The following is an 18,585-nucleotide window of genomic DNA, read 5'->3' as shown; positions in this document are numbered from 1 at the left end:
GCTTCTGGCCGGGGTCGCCGGCGTTTTCGCCGGCGTGGCCGGGGTACCCCAGCTCAGCGTGAAACCATTGGTGTAACGGAGGTCGGCGCGCTCGATCGGCGCGTCCTGACGGTTGAGCTGCGGCAGTACCTTGACGAAGCGCTGCATGCGCGAGCGCGCGTCGTCGCGGCCGACCACCACTTCGGTGCCGTTGCTCAGCACCAGCGACCAGCTGCCGCGTGCGTCCATCGTCACCCGGCGCACATCGACGCCGGCCGGTGCGAACAATGCACGCGAGTCGCTGTACAGCTTCATCACTTCCGCGGTCTGGCTGTCCGGGCCATCCAGCTCCGGCAGCGCCAGGTCGGACAGCTTCTTCGGCGTGGGGAACAGCTTGCCCTGCTCGGACACCAGGCGGTCGGTACCCCAGCGGGCGAACGGCTTGTGCTCGACCAGGGTCACTTCCAGCACGTCCGGCCACTGCTTGCGGACCTGCGCGCTTTCCACCCACGGCAGCTTCTCCAGGGCGTCCTGCGCGTCCTGCAGCTTGACCGCGAAGAAACCGGCGCGCGCATACGGCAGCAGCACCTGCTGCAGCTGTTCGGCCGGCACCCGCTTGAACTCACCATGCACGCGCAGCTTCGCCAGCGGCCAGCGCTCGGCGCCGACCCAGCCATTGACTACGGCCACCACCGGCAGTGCAACCACCGACAGCGCCAACAGCCAGACGAAGATGCGCAGCACCGCGTTCATGCGTGCGAGGCCTCCAAGGTCTGTTCCAGCACGCGCCACACCAGTTCCTCGAAACCGATGCCGGCCTGGCGGGCCGCCTTGGGCACCAGCGAATGGCTGGTCATGCCCGGCGCGGTGTTCACTTCCAGCAGGAAGAAACGGCCGCTGTCGCGATCGCGCATCACGTCCACGCGGCCCCAGCCACGGCACCCGGCGGCACGGAACGCGGCCAGCGCGATGCGCCGGATGTCCTCTTCGTCGCCACCGTCCAGGCCCGGACACAGGTACTGGGTGTCCTCGGCGATGTACTTGGCGTTGTAGTCGTACCACTGGCCCTTGGGCACGATGCGGATCGACGGCAGTGCGACGTCGCCAAGGATGGCCACGGTCAATTCGTCGCCGACCACCATCTGCTCCATTAGCAGCTGGCCGTCGTAGCGCGCAGCCAGGGCCACCGCTTCATCCAGCCCGGCGTCATCGGTGACCCGGCTGATGCCCACGCTGGAGCCTTCGTTGGCCGGCTTCACCACCACCGGCAGGCCGAGTTCGGCGGCATTGGCGTGCACGTCCTCGGCAGTGACCTTGCGGTACTGCGGGGTTGGCAGGCCCAGCGACAGCCACACCTGCTTGGTGCGGATCTTGTCCATGCTCAGCGCCGAACCCAGCACGTTCGAGCCGGTGTACGGCACGCCGAAGGCGTCCATCAGGCCCTGCACGATGCCGTCCTCACCGCCACCGTTGTGGCCGTGCAGGATGTTGAAGACGCGATCGATGCCACCGGCGGCGAGCGCGCTGGCGAGCGCCGGAATGCCGTCCACCGCGAACGCATCGACGCCACGCGACTGCAGGGCTTCGAGCACGTTGCGGCCCGAATCCAGCGACACCTCGCGTTCGCTGGAACTGCCGCCCAGCAGCACGGCGACGCGGCCGAACTCGGCCGGGTCGGTCACGCGCAGCGGCGGGAAGGTCAGCGTGCTCACGCCTGGCCCTCCCCCTTGAAACCTTCCACCGCGATATGGGTGGCCACGGCACCGATGTCGCCGGCGCCCATCATCAGCAGCAGGTCACCGTCCTGCAGCACGTCCGGCAGCACGCTGGCCAGCTCGGCGGCCTTGCCCACCACCACCGGCTCACTGCGGCCGCGCGCGCGGATGGCACGGGCCAGCGCGTGCGAGTCGGCGCCGGCAATCGGTTCTTCACCGGCCGGGTAGACCTCGCTCAGCACCAGCGCATCAACGCTCGACAGCACGGCGGCGAACTTGTCGAACTGGTCGCGGGTACGGCTGTAGCGGTGCGGCTGGAAGGCCACCACCAGGCGCTTGTCGGCCCAGCCACCACGAGCGGCGGCGAACACTGCCTCCAGCTCGCTCGGGTGATGGCCATAGTCGTCGATGATGCGGACCTTGGCGCCACTGGCGGTGGTCACCTCGCCCAGATCGTTGAAGCGACGGCCGACACCGGCGAAGCCCTCCAGCGCGCGTGCGATCGCGTCCGGGGCCACGCCCAGCTGCCAGCCCACCGCAGCGGCGGCCAGCGCGTTGAGCACGTTGTGCCTGCCCGGCAGCGCCAGCACCACTTCCTGGCTGGTGCCCTGCGGCAGGCGCAGGGTGAAGCGCATGCGCGACCCTTCCTGCACCACGTTCTCGGCGCGCACGTCGGCCTGCGGGCTCATGCCGTAGCTCATCACGTGGCGCGGGGTCCTGGCGGCCAGCGCGGCGACTTCCGGATCATCGATGCACAGTACCGCCAGGCCGTAGAACGGCAGGCGCTGCAGGAACTCGGCAAACGCCGCCTGCACGCGGGCGAAATCGTTGCCGTAGTTTTCCAGGTGGTCGGCATCGATGTTCGTGATGATCGACATCAGCGGGTTCAGGCGCAGGAAGCTGCCATCGCTTTCATCGGCCTCGGCCACCAGCCACTGCCCGCCACCCAGCTTGGCGTTGGCACCGGCGGCCAGCAGCTGGCCACCGATCACGAACGTCGGGTCCAGGCCACCTTCGCTCAGCACCGCAGCGGTCAGGCTGGTGGTGGTGGTCTTGCCATGGGTACCGGCCACGGCGATGCCGCGGCGGAAGCGCATCAGCTCGGCCAGCATCGCCGCACGCGGCATGATCGGAATGCGCTGGCTGCGTGCTTCCATCAGTTCCGGGTTGTCTTCGCGGATGGCACTGGAGACCACCACGCAGTCGGTGCCCAGCACGTTGGCCGCGGAGTGGCCGCGCATGATGCGCGCACCCAGGCTGGCCAGGCGGCGGGTCGCCACGTTGTCGGCGTTGTCCGAGCCGGACACTTCATAGCCCAGCGTCAGCATCACTTCGGCGATACCGCTCATGCCGGTGCCGCCGATGCCGACGAAATGCACGCGCGGGAACGCGCGCACCAGGTCGTTGGTGTCGTGCAGGCGGCGGATCATGCGCGGCCTCGCGCAGGGCAGGCGCGGTGGCATGCCTTCTTCATACAGCTTCCTCGAGAATGATATCGGCGATGCGCTCGGCGGCATCGACCTTGGCCAGGGCACGCGCGGCTTGCGCCATCTGCATGCGGCGGGCGGGATTTTCGGACAGATCGCGCAGCAGTGCGGCAATGCCGTCGGCCAGCGTTCCGTCCTGCTTCAGCAACACCGCCGCGCCGCGCTCGACCAGGTACTCCGCGTTGCAGGTCTGGTGATCGTCGACGGCAGCGGGGAATGGCACCAGCACGCTGCCGACACCGACCGCGCACAGCTCGGCCAGCGTGGACGCGCCGGCGCGGCAGACAACCAGGTCAGCCCAGGCAAAGGCTTCGGCCATGTCGGCGATGAACGGCGTGATTTCCGCCTGCACACCGGCCTTGGCGTAAGCCTCCACCGCTTCGGCATGCATCTTCTCGCCGCTCTGGTGGCGCACCTGCACCGGCAGGCCGGCGCCCAGCGCGGCAATCGCCTGCGGCACGCCGGTATTGAGGGCACGCGCGCCCTGGCTGCCGCCCACCACCAGCACCCGCAGCGGGCCCTGCCGGTCGGCGAAGCGCTGTTCCGGCGGCGCGATGGCAGCGATTTCCGCGCGCACCGGGTTACCGACGAACTCCTCGCCCTTGGCGAAGGTGCCCGGGAAACCGGTCAGCAGGCGACGCGCATAACGCGACAGGATGCGGTTGGTGAGGCCCGGCGCACGGTTCTGCTCATGCACGATCAGCGGCAGGCCATGCAGGCGCGTGGCCATGCCACCGGGGCCGGAGGCAAAGCCACCGAAGGCGACCACCGCGCGCGGCTGGCGCTGGCGGATGATGAGCCCGGCCGCGCGCAGCGCGCGCATCAGCCGCCACGGCGCCGCCAGCAGGGCCAGCTTGCCCTTGCCGCGCAGGCCAGTGATGGCCAGCGTATCGATGGCGATGTCGTGCTGCGGCACCAGGCGGGTTTCCATCGCACCGTCGGCGCCCATCCAGGTCACCGGCACGCCGCGCTGGCGCAGCACGCGGGCCACGGCCAGGCCGGGGAAGATGTGACCGCCGGTGCCTCCGGCCAGGATCATCACCGGGCGCCCACTCTCGGTGGCTGCACTCATGACAGCCTCCCGAAGGTCGGTTCGATGCGCGACTGCAGGCGGCTGGTGCCACGTGCGGCGCTCGCTGCAGCGGACGCGGGTGCGACCGGCTCGGCACGCATCGGCACGCTGGCGTCCACCGCTGCGGCGGGCTTGTCCATCGGTTCGGCCGCGGCGTCTTCGGCGCCACCGATGCGCACGGCCTGGCGGCGCTCGGCGCGCTTGAGTTCATACGACACGCGCAGCAGCAGGCCCATCGCCACGCAGGTCATCAGCACCGACGAACCGCCGGAGGAGATCAGCGGCAGGGTCAGGCCCTTGGTCGGCAGGATGCCCAGGTTCACGCCGATCGAGACGAAGGTCTGCATGCTGATCCACAGGCCGATGCCGAAGGCGATGTAGCCGGAGAAGTGGCGCTTCATTTCCACGCAGCGCATGCCCAGCCAGAAGGTACGGCCGACCAGCAGCGCATACAGCGCCACGATCACGCAGGTACCCAGGAAACCGAATTCCTCGGCGGTGACCGAGAAGATGAAGTCGGTGTGCGCTTCGGGCAGGTAGTACAGCTTCTGCACGGAGTTGCCCAGGCCGACGCCGGTCCATTCACCACGGCCCACCGCCATCAGCGCGTTGGACAGCTGGTAGCCGTCGCCCTGCTGGTCGGCCCACGGGTCCAGGAAGGAGGTGATGCGGCGCATGCGGTACGGCTCGATGATCGCCAGCGCGCTCATGCCGACCAGGCCGATGATCACCGGCATCGACATGCGCGGCATGTTCACCCCGCCCAGCACCAGCATGCCGGCGGTGATCGCCAGCAGCAGGGTCGAGGAACCGAAGTCCGGCTGCAGCAGCAGCAGCACCACCAGCGCACCGGCCACGCCCAGCGGCTTGAGCATTGCCGGCCAGGTCGCATTGACCTCGTCGCGGAAACGCACCAGGTAGCTCGACAGCCAGACGATGTAGAGCACTTTCACCGCTTCGACCGTCTGGAACTTGGAAATGCCCAGGTTGATCCAGCGGCGCGCACCGTTGACCGTGCTGCCCAGTCCCGGTGCGAACACCGCCAGCAGCAGTACGAAGCAGCCCAGCAGCAGCATCTGGTTGTACTGCTCGATCGACTTCAGCTCGGTGCGGGCGGCAATGACCGCCAGCACGATACCCACCGCCAGGAAGATCAGGTGGCGGTTGAGGTAATAGAACGGGCTGCTCATCAGCGCGATCGAGCTGGAGGCCACCATCACCACGCCGACACCGGTGAGCGCGATGATCGCGCCCAGCAGCCACTTGTCGTAGCTGCCTTCGATGGCTTCAAGGCGTGTTGCCTGGCGGGACAGGTCGTTCATCTCAGCGCACCTTCAACGTGGCCAGGCCGATCAGCACGAGCACGACGGAGATGATCCAGAAACGCACGATCACGCGCGGCTCCGGCCAGCCCTTCAGTTCGAAATGGTGGTGGATCGGCGCCATGCGGAACACGCGCTTGCCGGTCAGCTTGAACGAGGCGACCTGGATCATCACCGACAGCGTTTCGATGACGAACACGCCGCCCATGATCACCAGCACCAGCTCCTGGCGGGTGATCACCGCGATCGTGCCCAGCACCGCACCCAGTGCCAGTGCGCCGATGTCGCCCATGAAGACCATGGCCGGGTAGGTGTTGAACCAGAGGAAGCCCAGGCCCGCGCCGGCGATGGCCGCACAGATGATGACCAGCTCGCCGGCGCCCGGGATCTGCGGGATCTGCAGGTAGTTGGCGAACACCACGTTGCCCGAGGCATAGGCGAACACGCCCAGCGCGCAGGCCACCAGCACGGTGGGCATGATCGCCAGGCCGTCCAGGCCGTCGGTCAGGTTCACCGCGTTGGAGAAACCGACGATCCAGAAGTAGGCGATGGCCACGAAGCCGATGCCGGCCAGCGGCAGCGCGACCGACTTGAACATCGGGATGTAGAAGGTCAGCGCCGCCGGCACGTCGGCCGTGTAGAACAGGAACAGGCCCGCAGCCAGGCCGAAGATCGACTGCAGCAGGTACTTCCAGCGCGACTTCAGGCCGTTCGGGTCACGGCGGACGATCTTGATCCAGTCGTCATACCAGCCGATGGCGCCGAAGCACAGCATCACCGCCAGCACCAGCCACACGTAGCGGTTGCGCAGGTCGGCCCACATCAGCACCGACAGGGTGATGGTGAGCAGGATCAGCGAACCGCCCATGGTCGGCGTGCCGGCCTTGGAGAAATGGGTCTGCGGACCGTCCTTGCGGATCGGCTGGCCGCCCTTGAACTGGGCAAGCTTGCGGATCATCGCCGGGCCCAGCCACAGCGACAGGAACAGGGCCGTCAGCGCGGCAAGGATGGCGCGGAACGTCTGGTAGTTGAACAGCCCGAACAGGCTCTCCAACTGCTGCAACCATCGAGCCAGTTCATACAACATGCGGGGATTCCTCTCCTTGCGCCAGCAGCGCTTTGACAATCGTGTCCATGGCGCTGCCACGGGAACCCTTGACCAGGCAGCGCACGCCGGCGTGCAGCTCGTCCTTCAGCGCCTGCGACAGCGCGTCGTGGGTGGCGAAATGGCGGCCGCCTTCGCCGAAGGCGGAGGCGGCAGCGGCGCTGAGCGGGCCCAGTGCATACAGGCGCTTCAGGCCGGCAGCACGTGCGCGGAGGCCGGCCTGCGCATGCAGCGCTTCCGCGTCCGGGCCCAGCTCGCGCATGTCGCCCAGCACCAGCCAGCCCTCTTCCGGCGCCGCGGCCAGGGCATCGATGGCCGCGGCCAGCGACCCGGGGTTGGCGTTGTAGCTGTCATCCACCAGCACCGCGCCATTGCGCAGCTGATGGGCGATCTGGCGACCCGGCACCGGCTGCGCTTCGGCCAGGCCGGCGGCAATCAGCGCCAGACCGACACCGGCGGCCAGCGCCAGGCTGGCGGCGGCCAGCGCATTGCTGACGTTGTGGCGACCCGGCAGGCCCAGCACCACGCGGGCTTCGCCGGCCGGTGCGACCAGAGTGAACTGGCTGCCCTGCGCACCGGCGCGGATATCGCGCGCGGTCACGTCCGCCGAGTGTTCCAGGCCATAGCGCAGCACGCGGCAACGCGCCGGGGTGCTGATGAAATGCTGTTCGAACCAGCGGCCATAGGCATCGTCGGCGTTGATCACCGCCACGCCATCGGCCGGCAGCGCGGCGTAGATCGCGCCCTTGGTCACCGCCACGCCGAGCAGGCTGCCCATACGTTCCAGGTGCGCCGGGGCGATGTTGTTGACCAGCGCATAACGCGGGCGGGCGATCTCGGTCAGGTAGGCGATGTCGCCCGGCTTGCCGGCGCCCATCTCGTAGACGGCGTAGTCGGCATCTTCCGGCGCATCGATCACCGCCAGCGGCAGGCCGATCTCGTTGTTGCGGTTGCCCGGGTTGGCGTAGACCACCTTGTGCGCGTGCTGGGCCACCTGCTGCAGGATCGACAGCAGCAGGCTCTTCACGCTGGTCTTGCCATTGCTGCCGGTGATCGCGAACACCTCGGTGCCACGGTCACGCTGCATGCCTGTGGCGATCTTCGCCAGCGCCAGTTCGCTGTCGGCCACCAGCACCTGCGGCAGTTCGACCGGCAGCAGGCGCTCGACCAGCAGCGCACTGGCACCGCGCGCCTGCGCGTCGGCCGCGAAGTCATGGCCGTCGAACCGCTCGCCGCGCAGCGCCACATACAGACTGCCCGGACCGAGATTGCGGGTGTCATTGCTGACCGCATCGATGGCCACGTCGTCGCCGTGGATCTCGCCACCGGCCCAGTGTGCGATCAGCGAAAGCAGGGTGCGCTTCATGCGGCACCCTCCCCGGCCTGCGCGCTGAGCACACCGGCCTTGGCCGCCAGTGCGGCGGCGGCCACTTCGGTGTCGTCGAAGTCATGGCGCACGCCATTCACTTCCTGGTACGGCTCGTGGCCCTTGCCGGCGATCAGGATGATGTCGCCTGCACCGGCACGCTTCACCGCCAGGCCGATCGCACGCGCGCGGCTGCGCTGCACGGTCACGGCATCGGCGTTCTGGAAGCCGGCCAGGATGTCGGCCACGATCACGTCGCCATCCTCGCCACGCGGGTTGTCGTCGGTGACGATGACTTGGTTGGCCAGGCGCTCGGCAATCGCCGCCATCTGCGGGCGCTTGCCGGTGTCGCGCTCGCCGCCGCAGCCGAACACGCAGAACAGCGTGCCCTGCAGGTGCCCGTGGAGGCTGTCCAGCGCCTGTTCCAGCGCATCCGGGGTGTGCGCGTAGTCGACCACCACCGTCGGCAGGCCGTCTTCACCGCCCAGGCGGTTCATGCGGCCACGGATCGGCTGCAGCGCCGACAGCACCTCGGCAATACGCGGCAGCGGCTGGCCCTGCGCGTGCAGGCTACCGGCCACGGCCAGCAGGTTGTCCACGTTGAAGCGGCCCAGCAGCGGCGACTGCACCGCCGCGCGCTGGCCGTCGATGACCAGCTCGAAGGCGATGCCACGACCGTCCAGCTGCAGCGCCTCGGCGCGCACGCTGGCGTCAGTGGCACCACGCGAGCTCAGCCCGATCGCCTGCACGCCGGCTGGCAGGCCCGCGAACAGCTGCCGGCCGAAGGCATCGTCCAGATTGATCACCGCGGCCTTCAGGCCCGGGCGATGGAACAGCCGCGCCTTGGCCGCGCCGTAGCTGGCCATGTCGCCGTGGTAGTCCAGATGGTCGCGGGTGAGGTTGGTGAACACCGCCACGTCGTAGTGCACGGCGTCCACGCGGCCCTGGTCCAGCGCATGCGAGCTGACTTCCATCGCCACCGCGCGCGCGCCGGCGTCGCGCAGCTGCGCCAGAAGCGCATGCATCTGCAGCACCAGCGGCGTGGTGAAGCCGGTCGGCTCGACCGCACCATAAAGTCCGGCACCCAGCGTGCCGATACTGCCACTGGGCGTTCCGAGCAGATGCCAGGCCTGGGCCAGCAGCTGCACGGTGGAGGTCTTGCCGTTGGTGCCGGTCACGCCGACCATCGCCATCGCCCGCGATGGCGCGCCATGGAACTGGTCGGCCATCGCGCCCATGCGCGCGCGCAGGCCCGGCACGGCGATCGCATCAGCCGGGGCCGGCAGATCGGCCGGTGCCGGCGGTTCGAACAGGATGGCACTGGCACCGGCAGCGCGCGCCTGCTCGACAAAGCCCAGGCCATGCGCGCCGAAACCGGCGATGGCGACGAAGGCATTGCCGGGGCGCACGGCACGGCTGTCCAGCACCAGGCCGGTCAGAACGGGATCGTGACCCGCCAGGGCCACGTCCGGAAGCAACTGCGAAAGCAACATCGAAGGACTCATTGCGTGCCTCCCGTAGCGGGCGGCGTCTGGGCTTGCGCGCTCGGCAGCGCAGCGTCGAATTCAGCGGCGGCATCGACCGGCAGCGCGGTCTCGGCCGGCGGCGCAGGCAGGATCGAGGCCGAATGGCCGACCTTGCCCGACTGCTGTGCGGCCAGCCACGACTGCAGGTCGTCCAGCGGCACGTCCATCAGGCGCAGGGTGCCTTCCATCACGTTGTGGTAGACCGGCGCCGACACCAGGCCGCCGTAGAACTTGCCGGCCTGCGGGTCGTTGATGACGATGACGGTGGCGAAACGCGGGTTGGTGGCCGGCACCACGCCGGCGAACAGCGCGTTGTAATGGCCGCGCTCATAACCGCCCGGGCCGGCCTTGCGCGCGGTGCCGGTCTTGCCGGCCACGCGGTAACCCAGCACCGCCGCCTGCTTGGCGCCGCCCTGGGTGACCACCGTTTCCATCATCGCCACCACCTGCCGGGCGACGTTCTCGTCGATGATCTGCTGGCCTTCATTGCGCTGGCCCTTGACGAAGGTCGGCGCAATCAGGCGCCCGCCGTTGGCCAGCGCCGAGTACGCGGTGGCAATCTGCAGCGGCGTGACCGACAGGCCGTAGCCATAGGACATGGTGGTCTTGGTGGTACCCGACCAGCGTGCCGGACGCATCACCACGCCGGCCGATTCACCCGGGAAACCGCTGTGCGGCGCCGAGCCATAGCCGAAGCGGCGCACGCCGTCGTAGAAGGTCTGGTCCGGCATCTTCGCCGCAACCTTGGCCGCACCCACGTTCGAACTGCGGGTGATCACGCCGGTCACGTTGAGCACACCGTTGTTGCGCGGCACGTCGCGGATGGTGAAGCGGCCCAGGGTCATGTAGCCCGGGTTGGTGTCGATGATGGTGTCCTTGGTCACCGCACCGGCCTGCAGCGCGGTGGCGATGGTCAGCGGCTTCATCGTCGAACCCGGCTCGACCAGGTCGGTCACCGCGCGGTTGCGGCGCGTATCGGGGATCGCGCCGGTCAGCGAGTTCGGGTTGTAGGTCGGCAGGTTGACCATGGCCAGGATCTCGCCGGTGGTCACGTCCATGATCACCATCGAACCACCGGCCGCCTTGTTGGCCACCAGCGCGTTGCGCAGTTCCTTGAAGGCCAGGTACTGGATGCGGCGGTCGATGCTGAGGGTCAGGTCCTTGCCCGGCTCGGCGGCGCGCAGCAGATCGCTTTCGACGGTCTCGCCCTTGCGGTTGCGGATCACCCGCTTGGCACCGGCCTTGCCGCGCAGCCATTCGTCGAACGCCAGTTCCAGGCCTTCCTGGCCGCGGTCGTCGATGTTGGTGAAGCCCAGCACGTGCGCCATCGCTTCGCCCTGTGGGTAGAAGCGGCGGAACTCGCGCTGCGCGGCCACGCCCGGAATCTTCAGCGCGACCACCTTCTCTGCCTCGTCCGGATTGATCCGGCGGCGCAGGTACATGAATTCCTTGTCCGACTTCTGCGACAGGCGGCTGCTCAGCTCATCCACCGACATGCCGACCGCCTGGGCCAGCTCCGGGATGCGCTCGGGCGAACGCAGCAGGTCCTGCGGGTTGACCCAGATCGAGGCGACCGGGGTGGACACCGCCAGCGGCTCGCCGTTGCGGTCGGTGATCATGCCGCGCGAGGTCTTGATCGGCAGCTCGCGCAGGTAGCGGGCCTCGCCCTGGCGCTGGTAGAAATCGCTGTTGATGATCTGCACGTAGGCCGCGCGACCCACCAGCGACACCGAGCACAGGCCAAGCGCCAGCGCGACCCAGCGCAGGCGCTGGCGCAGGTTGAAGGCGTTGCGCGGGCGGTTGCGGCCGGTCTTGCTCATGGGCGCACCACCACGATGTCAGCGGCCTCGGGGAACTTCATGCCCAGCTTCTCGCGGGCAATGCGGTCCACGCGGTTGGCTTCGGCCAGGGTGGCCTGTTCCAGCTGCAGGCGGCCGAACTCAAGGTTGATGTCATCACGCTTGCGCTCGGCACGCGACAGCTCGATGAAGGTCTGCCGGTGGCGGTGGCGCACGAACACCACGCCGATCGCCGAGGCGACGGTGCAGGCCAGCAGGATGATCAGCAGCAGCCGGCTCATGCATCGCCCCCCCGCTTCTGTGCCACGCGCAGCACGGCGCTGCGGGCACGCGGGTTGGCGGCCAGCTCTTCGTCGGTGGCCTTGATGGCGCCGCCGATCAGGTCCAGCGTCGGCACGAACGCAACCGCCTCGGGCAGCCGGCGGTTGGCCGGCGGCGCCTTGGCCAGGCGGTTCATGTACTGCTTGACGATGCGGTCTTCCAGCGAGTGGAAGCTGATCACCGCCAGGCGGCCACCGGGCTTGAGCCGTTCCACCGCCGCATCGAGCCCGGCTTCCAGATCGGCCAGCTCGCGGTTGATGTGGATGCGGATGGCCTGGAAGCTGCGCGTGGCCGGGTGAATCTTGTCCTTCCCACGCGGCATCACCGAGGCGATCAGCTCGGCCAGTTCGGCGGTGCGGGAGAACGGCTGCTTCTCGCGGCGGGCCACGATGGCGCGGGCGATGCGCCGGCTCTGGCGCTCTTCGCCGTAGGTCCACAGCACATCAGCGATCTCGCGCTCTTCGACGCGGTTGATCCACTGCGCGGCGCTTTCACCGCTGTCCGGATCCATGCGCATGTCCAGCGGGCCGTCCTTGCCGAAGCTGAAGCCACGTTCGGCCACGTCCAGCTGCGGCGACGACACGCCGAGGTCGAACAGCACGCCGTCCAGGCCTTCGGCCGTCGCATCCCACTGCAGCAGCTGGGCGAAGCTGCCCCGGAAGATGGACACGCGCGGGTCCGGCGCGAAATCGCGCTCGGCAACGGCGATGGCTTCCGGATCCTTGTCCATGACCAGCAGGCGCCCCTCGGGACCGAGCTGGGTGAGCACGCCACGTGCATGACCGCCACGACCGAACGTGCCATCCAGATAACGTCCGTTTTCGATCACCCTCAGGCCTTCAAGGACCTGGGTGTACAGGACCGGCAGGTGCACCGCCGGCGACTGCGACACCGGAAGGTGACCGGCCTGCGCTTCTGGGCGCATCCGGGCACCCCGGCTCACAACTTCAGGTCGAGCAACCCATCACCCAGATCCTCGTCAGACAACGTCTGCTGGATCAGGGCCCGATGCGCCTGCTCGCTCCACAATTCGAACTTGTCGCCCATACCGAGCAATACCGCCTTCTTCTCAATGCCCACCGCACCGCGGTGGCTGGCGGGGATGCTGATGCGACCGTTGCCGTCCAGTTCCAGATGGGCGGCCGAGCCGACCAGCTTCTGCTGCAACAGGCGCACGACGCGCTGGATGTTGGGCTTGGACATCACATCGTCGCGGACCCGCTCCCATTCCGACTCTGCATACAGCCACAGGCAGCCGGCTTCGAACGGGTTGTAGGTCAGCACGAGACGGTTGTTGCTGGCGCGCGCGACGAGGTCGCGGTAAGCGGTGGGAACCGCCATGCGCCCTTTGTCGTCAACTGTGATGGCCGTCTCGCCCTGGAACACGACGCCTGCACCTTGTCCTTCGCCCGGTGAAACATTGAACCACGAAAACCCACAAAACACCCGGATTTCCCTCTGATGCCCACCTTAGCAGCGGGCCGAGGGTTGTCAACAACTTTTCAGCGGGGAAATCGCCAGCCGCATCAATGGCTTGCAACAACCTTTAGAGAATTGTTCAAGGCTTATCCACAAGTTGCTGATCCGTCTCAATTTTTGAGATTGAACGGAAGTTCAGGGGCGTGGAGAGGGCGTGAAACATCGGCCGCGCATTCATCCGGGACGGGCCGGAAACGGCGCCGGACTGCGCAAACCGTGCACAATGAGGCCATGTGCCTGCTCGCTCTTGGCTGGATGCACCACCCGCGCTGGCGGCTGGTGATGACCGGCAACCGTGATGAGTTCCACGCCCGCCCGACGGCGGCGCTGGCCCCCTGGCAGGATGAGACGTCCGTCATCGGCGGGCGCGATCTGCGCTCCGGCGGTGGCTGGGCCGGGGTTGGCGCCTCGGGCCGGATGGCGGTGGTCACCAACGTCCGCGACCCGCTGGCGGCCCAGACCGGCCCGTCGCGGGGCGCGCTGGTGGCCGACTTCCTGCGCGGCCGCGACCCGGCCGCTGTGCATATCGACCGATTGGCGACCGTGGCTGGCGCCTATGCCCCGTTCAATCTGTTGCTGGCCGATAGCGACAGCCTGGAGTACCTCGGCAACCATCCCGCCGAACGGCAGACCCTCGGCCCGGGCGTGCACGGCATGTCCAACGGCGCGCTGGACGCGCCCTGGCCGAAGACCCGGCGGCTGATGGCGGCCCTTGAAGCCTGGCTTCAGAATGACGGGGTCAGATCCCTTTCGCACAGCGAAAGGGATCTGACCCCGGACCTGACCCCACTCTGGAATGCTCTGGCCGACGAACACCGCCCTGCCGACAGCGACCTGCCCGACACCGGCATCGGCCTGGAACGCGAGCGCTGGCTGAGCCCGGCCTTCATCCGTGGCGATGACTACGGCACCCGCGCCAGCACCGTGCTGCTGATCGACGCCGACGGCCATGGCGAGATCCACGAACGCCGCTTCGGCCCGCAGGGCGCTCCCAGCGGCCAGAGCCACGTCATTTTCTGACCCGGTCATGACGGCCCTTGGCCGGATGCTCTTGGCGGGGGGGGGGGGGTAGTGCCGGCCGCTGGCCGGCAACCTCTGGATCTTCGGATGCAGCATGAAGTTGCCGGCCAGCGGCCGGCACTACCCGCAGCGTGCTGTCGCGATCCACGCGACGGCAGTCGTCATCGCAGCGGGCCTGAAACGTCATTCAGCTTCCAGCCGCGACCGCGATCCGTCCGCGCCACAGCGGTTTCAGCATCACAGCCAGCCGACTGTGCCCTTTTCGCAATCGGCACTGTGTCTATAAATGTCGCCCCTGACCTCCCAGGGTGGTCGCGCCCGGCATCGCGCCGCGCCATCGACCACAACCCTCAAGGAGGCCCCATGCGTCGCATTCTCATCCAGTTCGCCACCCACCTGCTTGCTCTCGGCCTGGGCTTCGGCCTGGGCATCTATCTGCTGCCGATCCTGATCGCCCCCGATGACCCGCCGGTCACGCAGGTGCAGGCCGCGATGAGCGACGCCACCTATCGCACCACCTTCCGTCGCGACCTCAAAGGCAGCGACGCGGTGCACTGGGCCGAAGGCAAGGTCAGCGTCAGCGCCACCCAGGTTGCCTTCGACGGCAAGATGGGACCGGGCCCGGACTACAAGGTCTACCTGGTCCGCGACTTCGTCGACAACAAGGCCGACTTCCTGAAGATCAAGGCGCAGGCCCAGCGCATCGGCGAGGTGAAGACCTTCAACCGCTTCCTGGTGGATGTGCCCGCGAACGTGGACGTGGACGACTACACCACGGTGGTGGTGTGGTGCGAGCGCTTCTCGCAGTTCATTTCCGCCGGGCAGTACCGCACGCCGGGCTGAGGACAGCATGGGGTCGGATCCCTTTCCTCCGGAAAGGGATCCGACCCCGCAATCACGGTAGCTCCACGCCATGCGTGGAAGAAGAAGGAGGCGGAGCCGGCCGATAAGCCGGGTTCTGTCGTGGACAGTCATTCCTCTAGGCGTTACGTCACCGCAACGCTCAAGCAACCTACCCGGATCCAACGCGGGCCGCGCCAAAGGATCCCTATTTGGTCTTGCTCCAGGTGGGGTTTGCCGTGCCGGTCTGTTGCCAGACTCGCGGTGCGCTCTTACCGCACCATTTCACCCTTACCGGCCTTCCGAAGAAGACGTAGGCGGTATCTTTCTGTTGCACTTTCCGTCGGCTTGCGCCGCCCAGGCGTTACCTGGCACCTTGCCCTGTGGAGCCCGGACTTTCCTCGGCACCCCCGAAGGGATGACGCGACTGTCTGGCCGGCTCCGCCAGCGCATATTCTAGCGTACGCAGGTCCTTCCTGCCGTGCTGATCGCGGCGTCCGGTTCATCCATCCACGCATGGCGTGGATCTACTGCAGTAGCGCCACGCCATGCGTGGCTGCAGCAATCCATCAACTACCGTACAACGCCTTGCGCGGCGCGCCGGTCAGTTCCGCGGCCAGTTTGGCGGCGGTGGACGGTGGCAGGTGCTCGCTCAGCTTCGCGTAGACGCGGCGGCCATGTGCCAGCTGCGCTTGTTCGTCATCACCCGCGCCCTGCACCATCACCACGAACTCGCCCTTGCGCTGGTTCTCGTCGGCCTCGACCTTCGCCAGCAGGCCCGCCAGGTCGCCATCGAGCACGGTCTCGAACAGCTTGGTCAGCTCGCGGGCCAGCACCGCCGGGCGTTCGCCACCGAAGATCGCCGCCATGTCGGCCAGCGATTCGGCGATGCGGTGCGACGATTCGTAGAACACCATCGTGCGCACTTCGCCGGCCAGCGCCTGCAGGCGGTCGCGGCGGCCGCTGGCCTTGGCCGGCAGGAAGCCCTCGAAACTGAAACGGTCGCTGGGCAGGCCGGCCACGCTCAGCGCGGCGATGGCGGCGCAGGCGCCAGGCACCGGGCTGACCTTTATGCCCGCCGCGCGCGCGGCACGCACCAGGCGGAACCCCGGATCGCTGACCAGCGGCGTACCGGCGTCACTGACCAGCGCCAGCGACTCGCCGGCCTGCAGGCGCGACACCAGCCGCTGCGCCAAGGCCTCCTCGTTGTGTTCGTGCAGGGCGACCAGCGGTTGCTGGATGCCGAAATGGGACAGCAGCTGGCCGCTGCGGCGGGTGTCCTCGGCACAGATGGCCGCCACCGAACGCAGCACCTCCTGCGCGCGCGGGCTCAGATCGGCCAGGTTGCCGATCGGGGTGGCGACGACGTACAGGGTTGGGACACTCATTTCAGCGGTACTCACGGGGCAAGGGTAGAATCGTAGCGTGTACCCGGCCAAGGCCGCTGCCCTCATCGCATGGACCCGATCATGAACAAGCCCGCCGCACGGATCTCCGCCCTGTCGTTGTCGCTGATGCTGCTGGCCGGTTGTGCCACCACCAGCCTGACCAGCACCCCCGATTCGCCGGCCCAGGGCCAGGCGCTGGCGCTGATCGAACAGGGCAAGCCGCGCGACGCCGCACTGCAGCTGGAAGGCCTGGCCGCCACGCTGCGTGGCGGTGCCCGCAGCAACGCACTGGCCGATGCGGCCTGGGCCTGGCATCTGGCCGGTGACAGTGCCCGCGCGCGCAGCCTGCTGGGCCAGCTCACCGCCCGCCAGCTGTCCGGCGCCAGCCTGCAGCGCTACCAGCTGACCGGTGCCGAGCTGGCGCTGGCCGACAAGCAGCCGGCGCAGGCGCTGGCCCTGCTGAAGGATCATGCCGACAGCGTTGCGGTCGGCCTGCGCACCCGCTGGCTGCTGGCCCGCGCCCAGGCCCTGCAGGGCACCGGCGATGCCTTCGGTGCCGCCAACGAGCGCGCCCGTGCCCATGCCGGCCTGACCGGCAGCGCGCGCAGCGAGAACCAGGCCGCCATCGCCGGCCTGCTCGGCACCCTCGACGACGCCACCCTGCGCAGCCGTGCCGCCGCGCTGCCGGCCAACGACCCGCTGTACAACTTCGCCGGCCGTGCGCTGATCGCGCGCGGCCTGCCGCTGCCGCGCCCGTTCGACCGCGATGGCGCGGCCCAGTTCGACACCAGCAAGCGCCCGCCGGCGATGAGCGACGGTTACCGCCCGCCGGCCAAGCTGGCCGTGCTGCTGCCGCTCAGCGGCCGCCTGGCCACCGCCGCGCAGCCGGTGCGCGATGGCCTGTTGAGCGCCTACTACGGTGAAAGCCGCCGCCGCCCGGACATCAACTTCTTCGACACCGCCGGCACCCCGGCCGGTGCCCTCGCCGCCTATGACAAGGCGGTCGCCTCCGGTGCCGACTTCGTGGTCGGACCGCTGGGCCGCGACGAAGTGGACGCCGTGTACGGCCGCCAGCAGCTGCAGGTGCCGGTGCTGGCCCTGAACCGTGGCAAGGACGCACCGCCGGCCGGCAGCGCCGGTTTCTCGCTGGCACCGGAAGACGACGGCATCGTCGCCGCCGAATACCTGCGTGGCCGCGAACGCAACCGCGCACTGGTGATCAGCAGCAATGACGACACCGGCCGCCGTTCCGCCGCCGCCTTCGCGCAGCGCTTCGCACAGCGCGGTGGGCAGGTGGTGGCCACCTTCAACGTCAGCGATGCCGTTGGCGATGTCGGCGCGCAGGTGCGCAATGCCGGCCAGGTCGATGCGGTGTTCCTCGCCGTGCGTGCACCGCAGGCCCGCCTGCTGGCGCCGCAGCTGGCGCTGGCCGGTGCCGGTGGCGCCACCCGCGTCGGCACCTCGCAGCTGACCGTCGGCAGCGGCAAGGTGGAAGAAGACGTGGCCCTGGACGGCATCGTCTACCCGAATGAAGCCTGGAACGTGCGCAGCGTGTCCGGCCTGCCCTCGGCCAGCCAGGTGGCCAGCACCCTGCCGAGCGCACGCGGTGCGGCCGGCCGCCTGTTCGCCTTCGGCGCCGACGCCTGGAAGATCACCGCCTATCTGGACAAGCTGTCCAACGAAGGCGGCCTGGACGGTGCCACCGGCACCCTGTTCCTGGACAGCAACGGGAACATCCTGCGCCAGCCGGCATGGTCGACCTTCAATGGCGGCCGGCCGATGCCGATCGTCGGTGGTCGCTGAGCGCAGCCAACGTGGCTCGGCGGTGGAAGCCGCCGCCGAGCAGCATCTGCAACAGGCCGGACTGCAGCCGCGCGCGCGCAACGTGCGTTATCGCGGCGGTGAACTGGACCTGGTGATGGACGATGCCGGCATCGTGGTGTTCGTGGAGGTGCGCTATCGCGCGCGATCAGAGTACGGTGGCGGTGCCGCTTCAGTCGATGCGCGCAAATGCCGGCGCCTGGCGCATGCCGCGCAGCTGTACCTGCAGGACCACCCCGCGCTGGCCAATGCGCCCTGCCGCTTCGACGTGGTGGAAGCCAGTGGCGAACCGCCGCAGCTGCATTGGCTGCGTGACGCATTCCGGCTGGATGATTGCTGATGTGT

General features: G+C 68.5%; 16 protein-coding genes, 1 other RNA gene and 1 pseudogene. 4 read left to right on the top strand and 14 right to left on the bottom strand.

Annotated elements, in window-relative coordinates:
- Nucleotides 1-54 precede the first annotated feature (54 nt).
- From AC5P8F_RS09405 to mraZ, 12 genes and pseudogenes are all read right to left on the bottom strand, one after another.
- Nucleotides 55-732: pseudogene (locus AC5P8F_RS09405) on the bottom strand (cell division protein FtsQ/DivIB); the annotation flags it as partial.
- Complete coding sequence (locus AC5P8F_RS09400; RefSeq protein WP_014645943.1) at nt 729-1,691, bottom strand: D-alanine--D-alanine ligase; 963 nt, start codon at nt 1,689-1,691, stop codon at nt 729-731. The pseudogene AC5P8F_RS09405 and the gene AC5P8F_RS09400, both read right to left, overlap by 4 nt.
- Nucleotides 1,688-3,124: a UDP-N-acetylmuramate--L-alanine ligase gene (gene murC, locus AC5P8F_RS09395; protein ID WP_014645942.1), complete on the bottom strand. Its 1,437-nt coding sequence runs from the start codon at nt 3,122-3,124 to the stop codon at nt 1,688-1,690. The genes AC5P8F_RS09400 and murC overlap by 4 nt, the downstream gene beginning before the upstream one ends.
- 40 nt (nt 3,125-3,164) lie before the next feature.
- Nucleotides 3,165-4,253, bottom strand: a complete 1,089-nt coding sequence (gene murG / locus AC5P8F_RS09390; RefSeq protein ID WP_495227989.1) for an undecaprenyldiphospho-muramoylpentapeptide beta-N-acetylglucosaminyltransferase — start codon at nt 4,251-4,253, stop codon at nt 3,165-3,167.
- Entirely contained in the window at nt 4,250-5,575 is a 1,326-nt protein-coding gene (ftsW, locus tag AC5P8F_RS09385) for a putative lipid II flippase FtsW (RefSeq protein WP_014645940.1), read from the bottom strand. The genes murG and ftsW overlap by 4 nt, the downstream gene beginning before the upstream one ends.
- A gap of 1 nt (nt 5,576) precedes the next feature.
- Nucleotides 5,577-6,662 (bottom strand): phospho-N-acetylmuramoyl-pentapeptide-transferase, encoded by a 1,086-nt coding sequence (mraY, locus tag AC5P8F_RS09380; RefSeq protein ID WP_004154219.1) that lies wholly within the window; start codon nt 6,660-6,662, stop codon nt 5,577-5,579.
- A complete protein-coding gene (locus AC5P8F_RS09375) occupies nt 6,652-8,046 on the bottom strand; it encodes a UDP-N-acetylmuramoyl-tripeptide--D-alanyl-D-alanine ligase (RefSeq protein ID WP_014645939.1) in 1,395 nt (464 codons plus the stop codon). The genes mraY and AC5P8F_RS09375 overlap by 11 nt, the downstream gene beginning before the upstream one ends.
- Nucleotides 8,043-9,551, bottom strand: a complete 1,509-nt coding sequence (locus AC5P8F_RS09370) for a UDP-N-acetylmuramoyl-L-alanyl-D-glutamate--2,6-diaminopimelate ligase (RefSeq protein WP_495227986.1) — start codon at nt 9,549-9,551, stop codon at nt 8,043-8,045. Before AC5P8F_RS09370 ends, AC5P8F_RS09375 begins: the two co-directional genes overlap by 4 nt.
- A complete protein-coding gene (locus AC5P8F_RS09365) occupies nt 9,548-11,392 on the bottom strand; it encodes a peptidoglycan D,D-transpeptidase FtsI family protein (RefSeq protein WP_014645937.1) in 1,845 nt (614 codons plus the stop codon). The genes AC5P8F_RS09370 and AC5P8F_RS09365 overlap by 4 nt, the downstream gene beginning before the upstream one ends.
- On the bottom strand, nt 11,389-11,652 hold the full coding sequence (ftsL, locus tag AC5P8F_RS09360) for a cell division protein FtsL (RefSeq protein ID WP_005415286.1): 264 nt from the start codon (nt 11,650-11,652) through the stop codon (nt 11,389-11,391). Before ftsL ends, AC5P8F_RS09365 begins: the two co-directional genes overlap by 4 nt.
- On the bottom strand, nt 11,649-12,617 hold the full coding sequence (gene rsmH / locus AC5P8F_RS09355) for a 16S rRNA (cytosine(1402)-N(4))-methyltransferase RsmH (RefSeq protein ID WP_014645936.1): 969 nt from the start codon (nt 12,615-12,617) through the stop codon (nt 11,649-11,651). Before rsmH ends, ftsL begins: the two co-directional genes overlap by 4 nt.
- Before the next feature lie 14 nt (nt 12,618-12,631).
- Nucleotides 12,632-13,078, bottom strand: coding sequence for a division/cell wall cluster transcriptional repressor MraZ (gene mraZ, locus AC5P8F_RS09350; RefSeq protein WP_495227985.1), 447 nt, complete (start codon nt 13,076-13,078; stop codon nt 12,632-12,634).
- 324 nt (nt 13,079-13,402) lie between these two features.
- Here mraZ and AC5P8F_RS09345 point away from each other — a divergent pair, with 324 nt between their 5' ends.
- A complete protein-coding gene (locus AC5P8F_RS09345) occupies nt 13,403-14,191 on the top strand; it encodes an NRDE family protein (protein ID WP_014645935.1) in 789 nt (262 codons plus the stop codon).
- 363 nt (nt 14,192-14,554) lie between these two features.
- Nucleotides 14,555-15,034, top strand: coding sequence for a DM13 domain-containing protein (locus AC5P8F_RS09340; protein WP_329890047.1), 480 nt, complete (start codon nt 14,555-14,557; stop codon nt 15,032-15,034).
- 88 nt (nt 15,035-15,122) lie between these two features.
- On the opposite strand, the gene rnpB is transcribed toward AC5P8F_RS09340, so the two are convergent.
- An RNA gene (gene rnpB / locus AC5P8F_RS09335) (RNase P RNA component class A) lies at nt 15,123-15,474 on the bottom strand.
- A gap of 126 nt (nt 15,475-15,600) precedes the next feature.
- Nucleotides 15,601-16,419 (bottom strand): 16S rRNA (cytidine(1402)-2'-O)-methyltransferase, encoded by an 819-nt coding sequence (gene rsmI / locus AC5P8F_RS09330; protein ID WP_329890048.1) that lies wholly within the window; start codon nt 16,417-16,419, stop codon nt 15,601-15,603.
- Between the two features lie 81 nt (nt 16,420-16,500).
- Here rsmI and AC5P8F_RS09325 point away from each other — a divergent pair, with 81 nt between their 5' ends.
- Together AC5P8F_RS09325 and AC5P8F_RS09320 are read left to right on the top strand one after the other, a co-directional pair.
- Entirely contained in the window at nt 16,501-18,222 is a 1,722-nt protein-coding gene (locus tag AC5P8F_RS09325; RefSeq protein ID WP_169411178.1) for a penicillin-binding protein activator, read from the top strand.
- Entirely contained in the window at nt 18,212-18,580 is a 369-nt protein-coding gene (locus AC5P8F_RS09320; protein WP_041864068.1) for a YraN family protein, read from the top strand. The genes AC5P8F_RS09325 and AC5P8F_RS09320 overlap by 11 nt, the downstream gene beginning before the upstream one ends.
- The last annotated feature ends 5 nt before the right edge of the window (nt 18,581-18,585 follow it).

The sequence above is a fragment of the Stenotrophomonas sp. YJH_SMC_69 genome (assembly GCF_059370495.1).
This window is presented reverse-complemented; position numbering and strand designations above follow the sequence as displayed.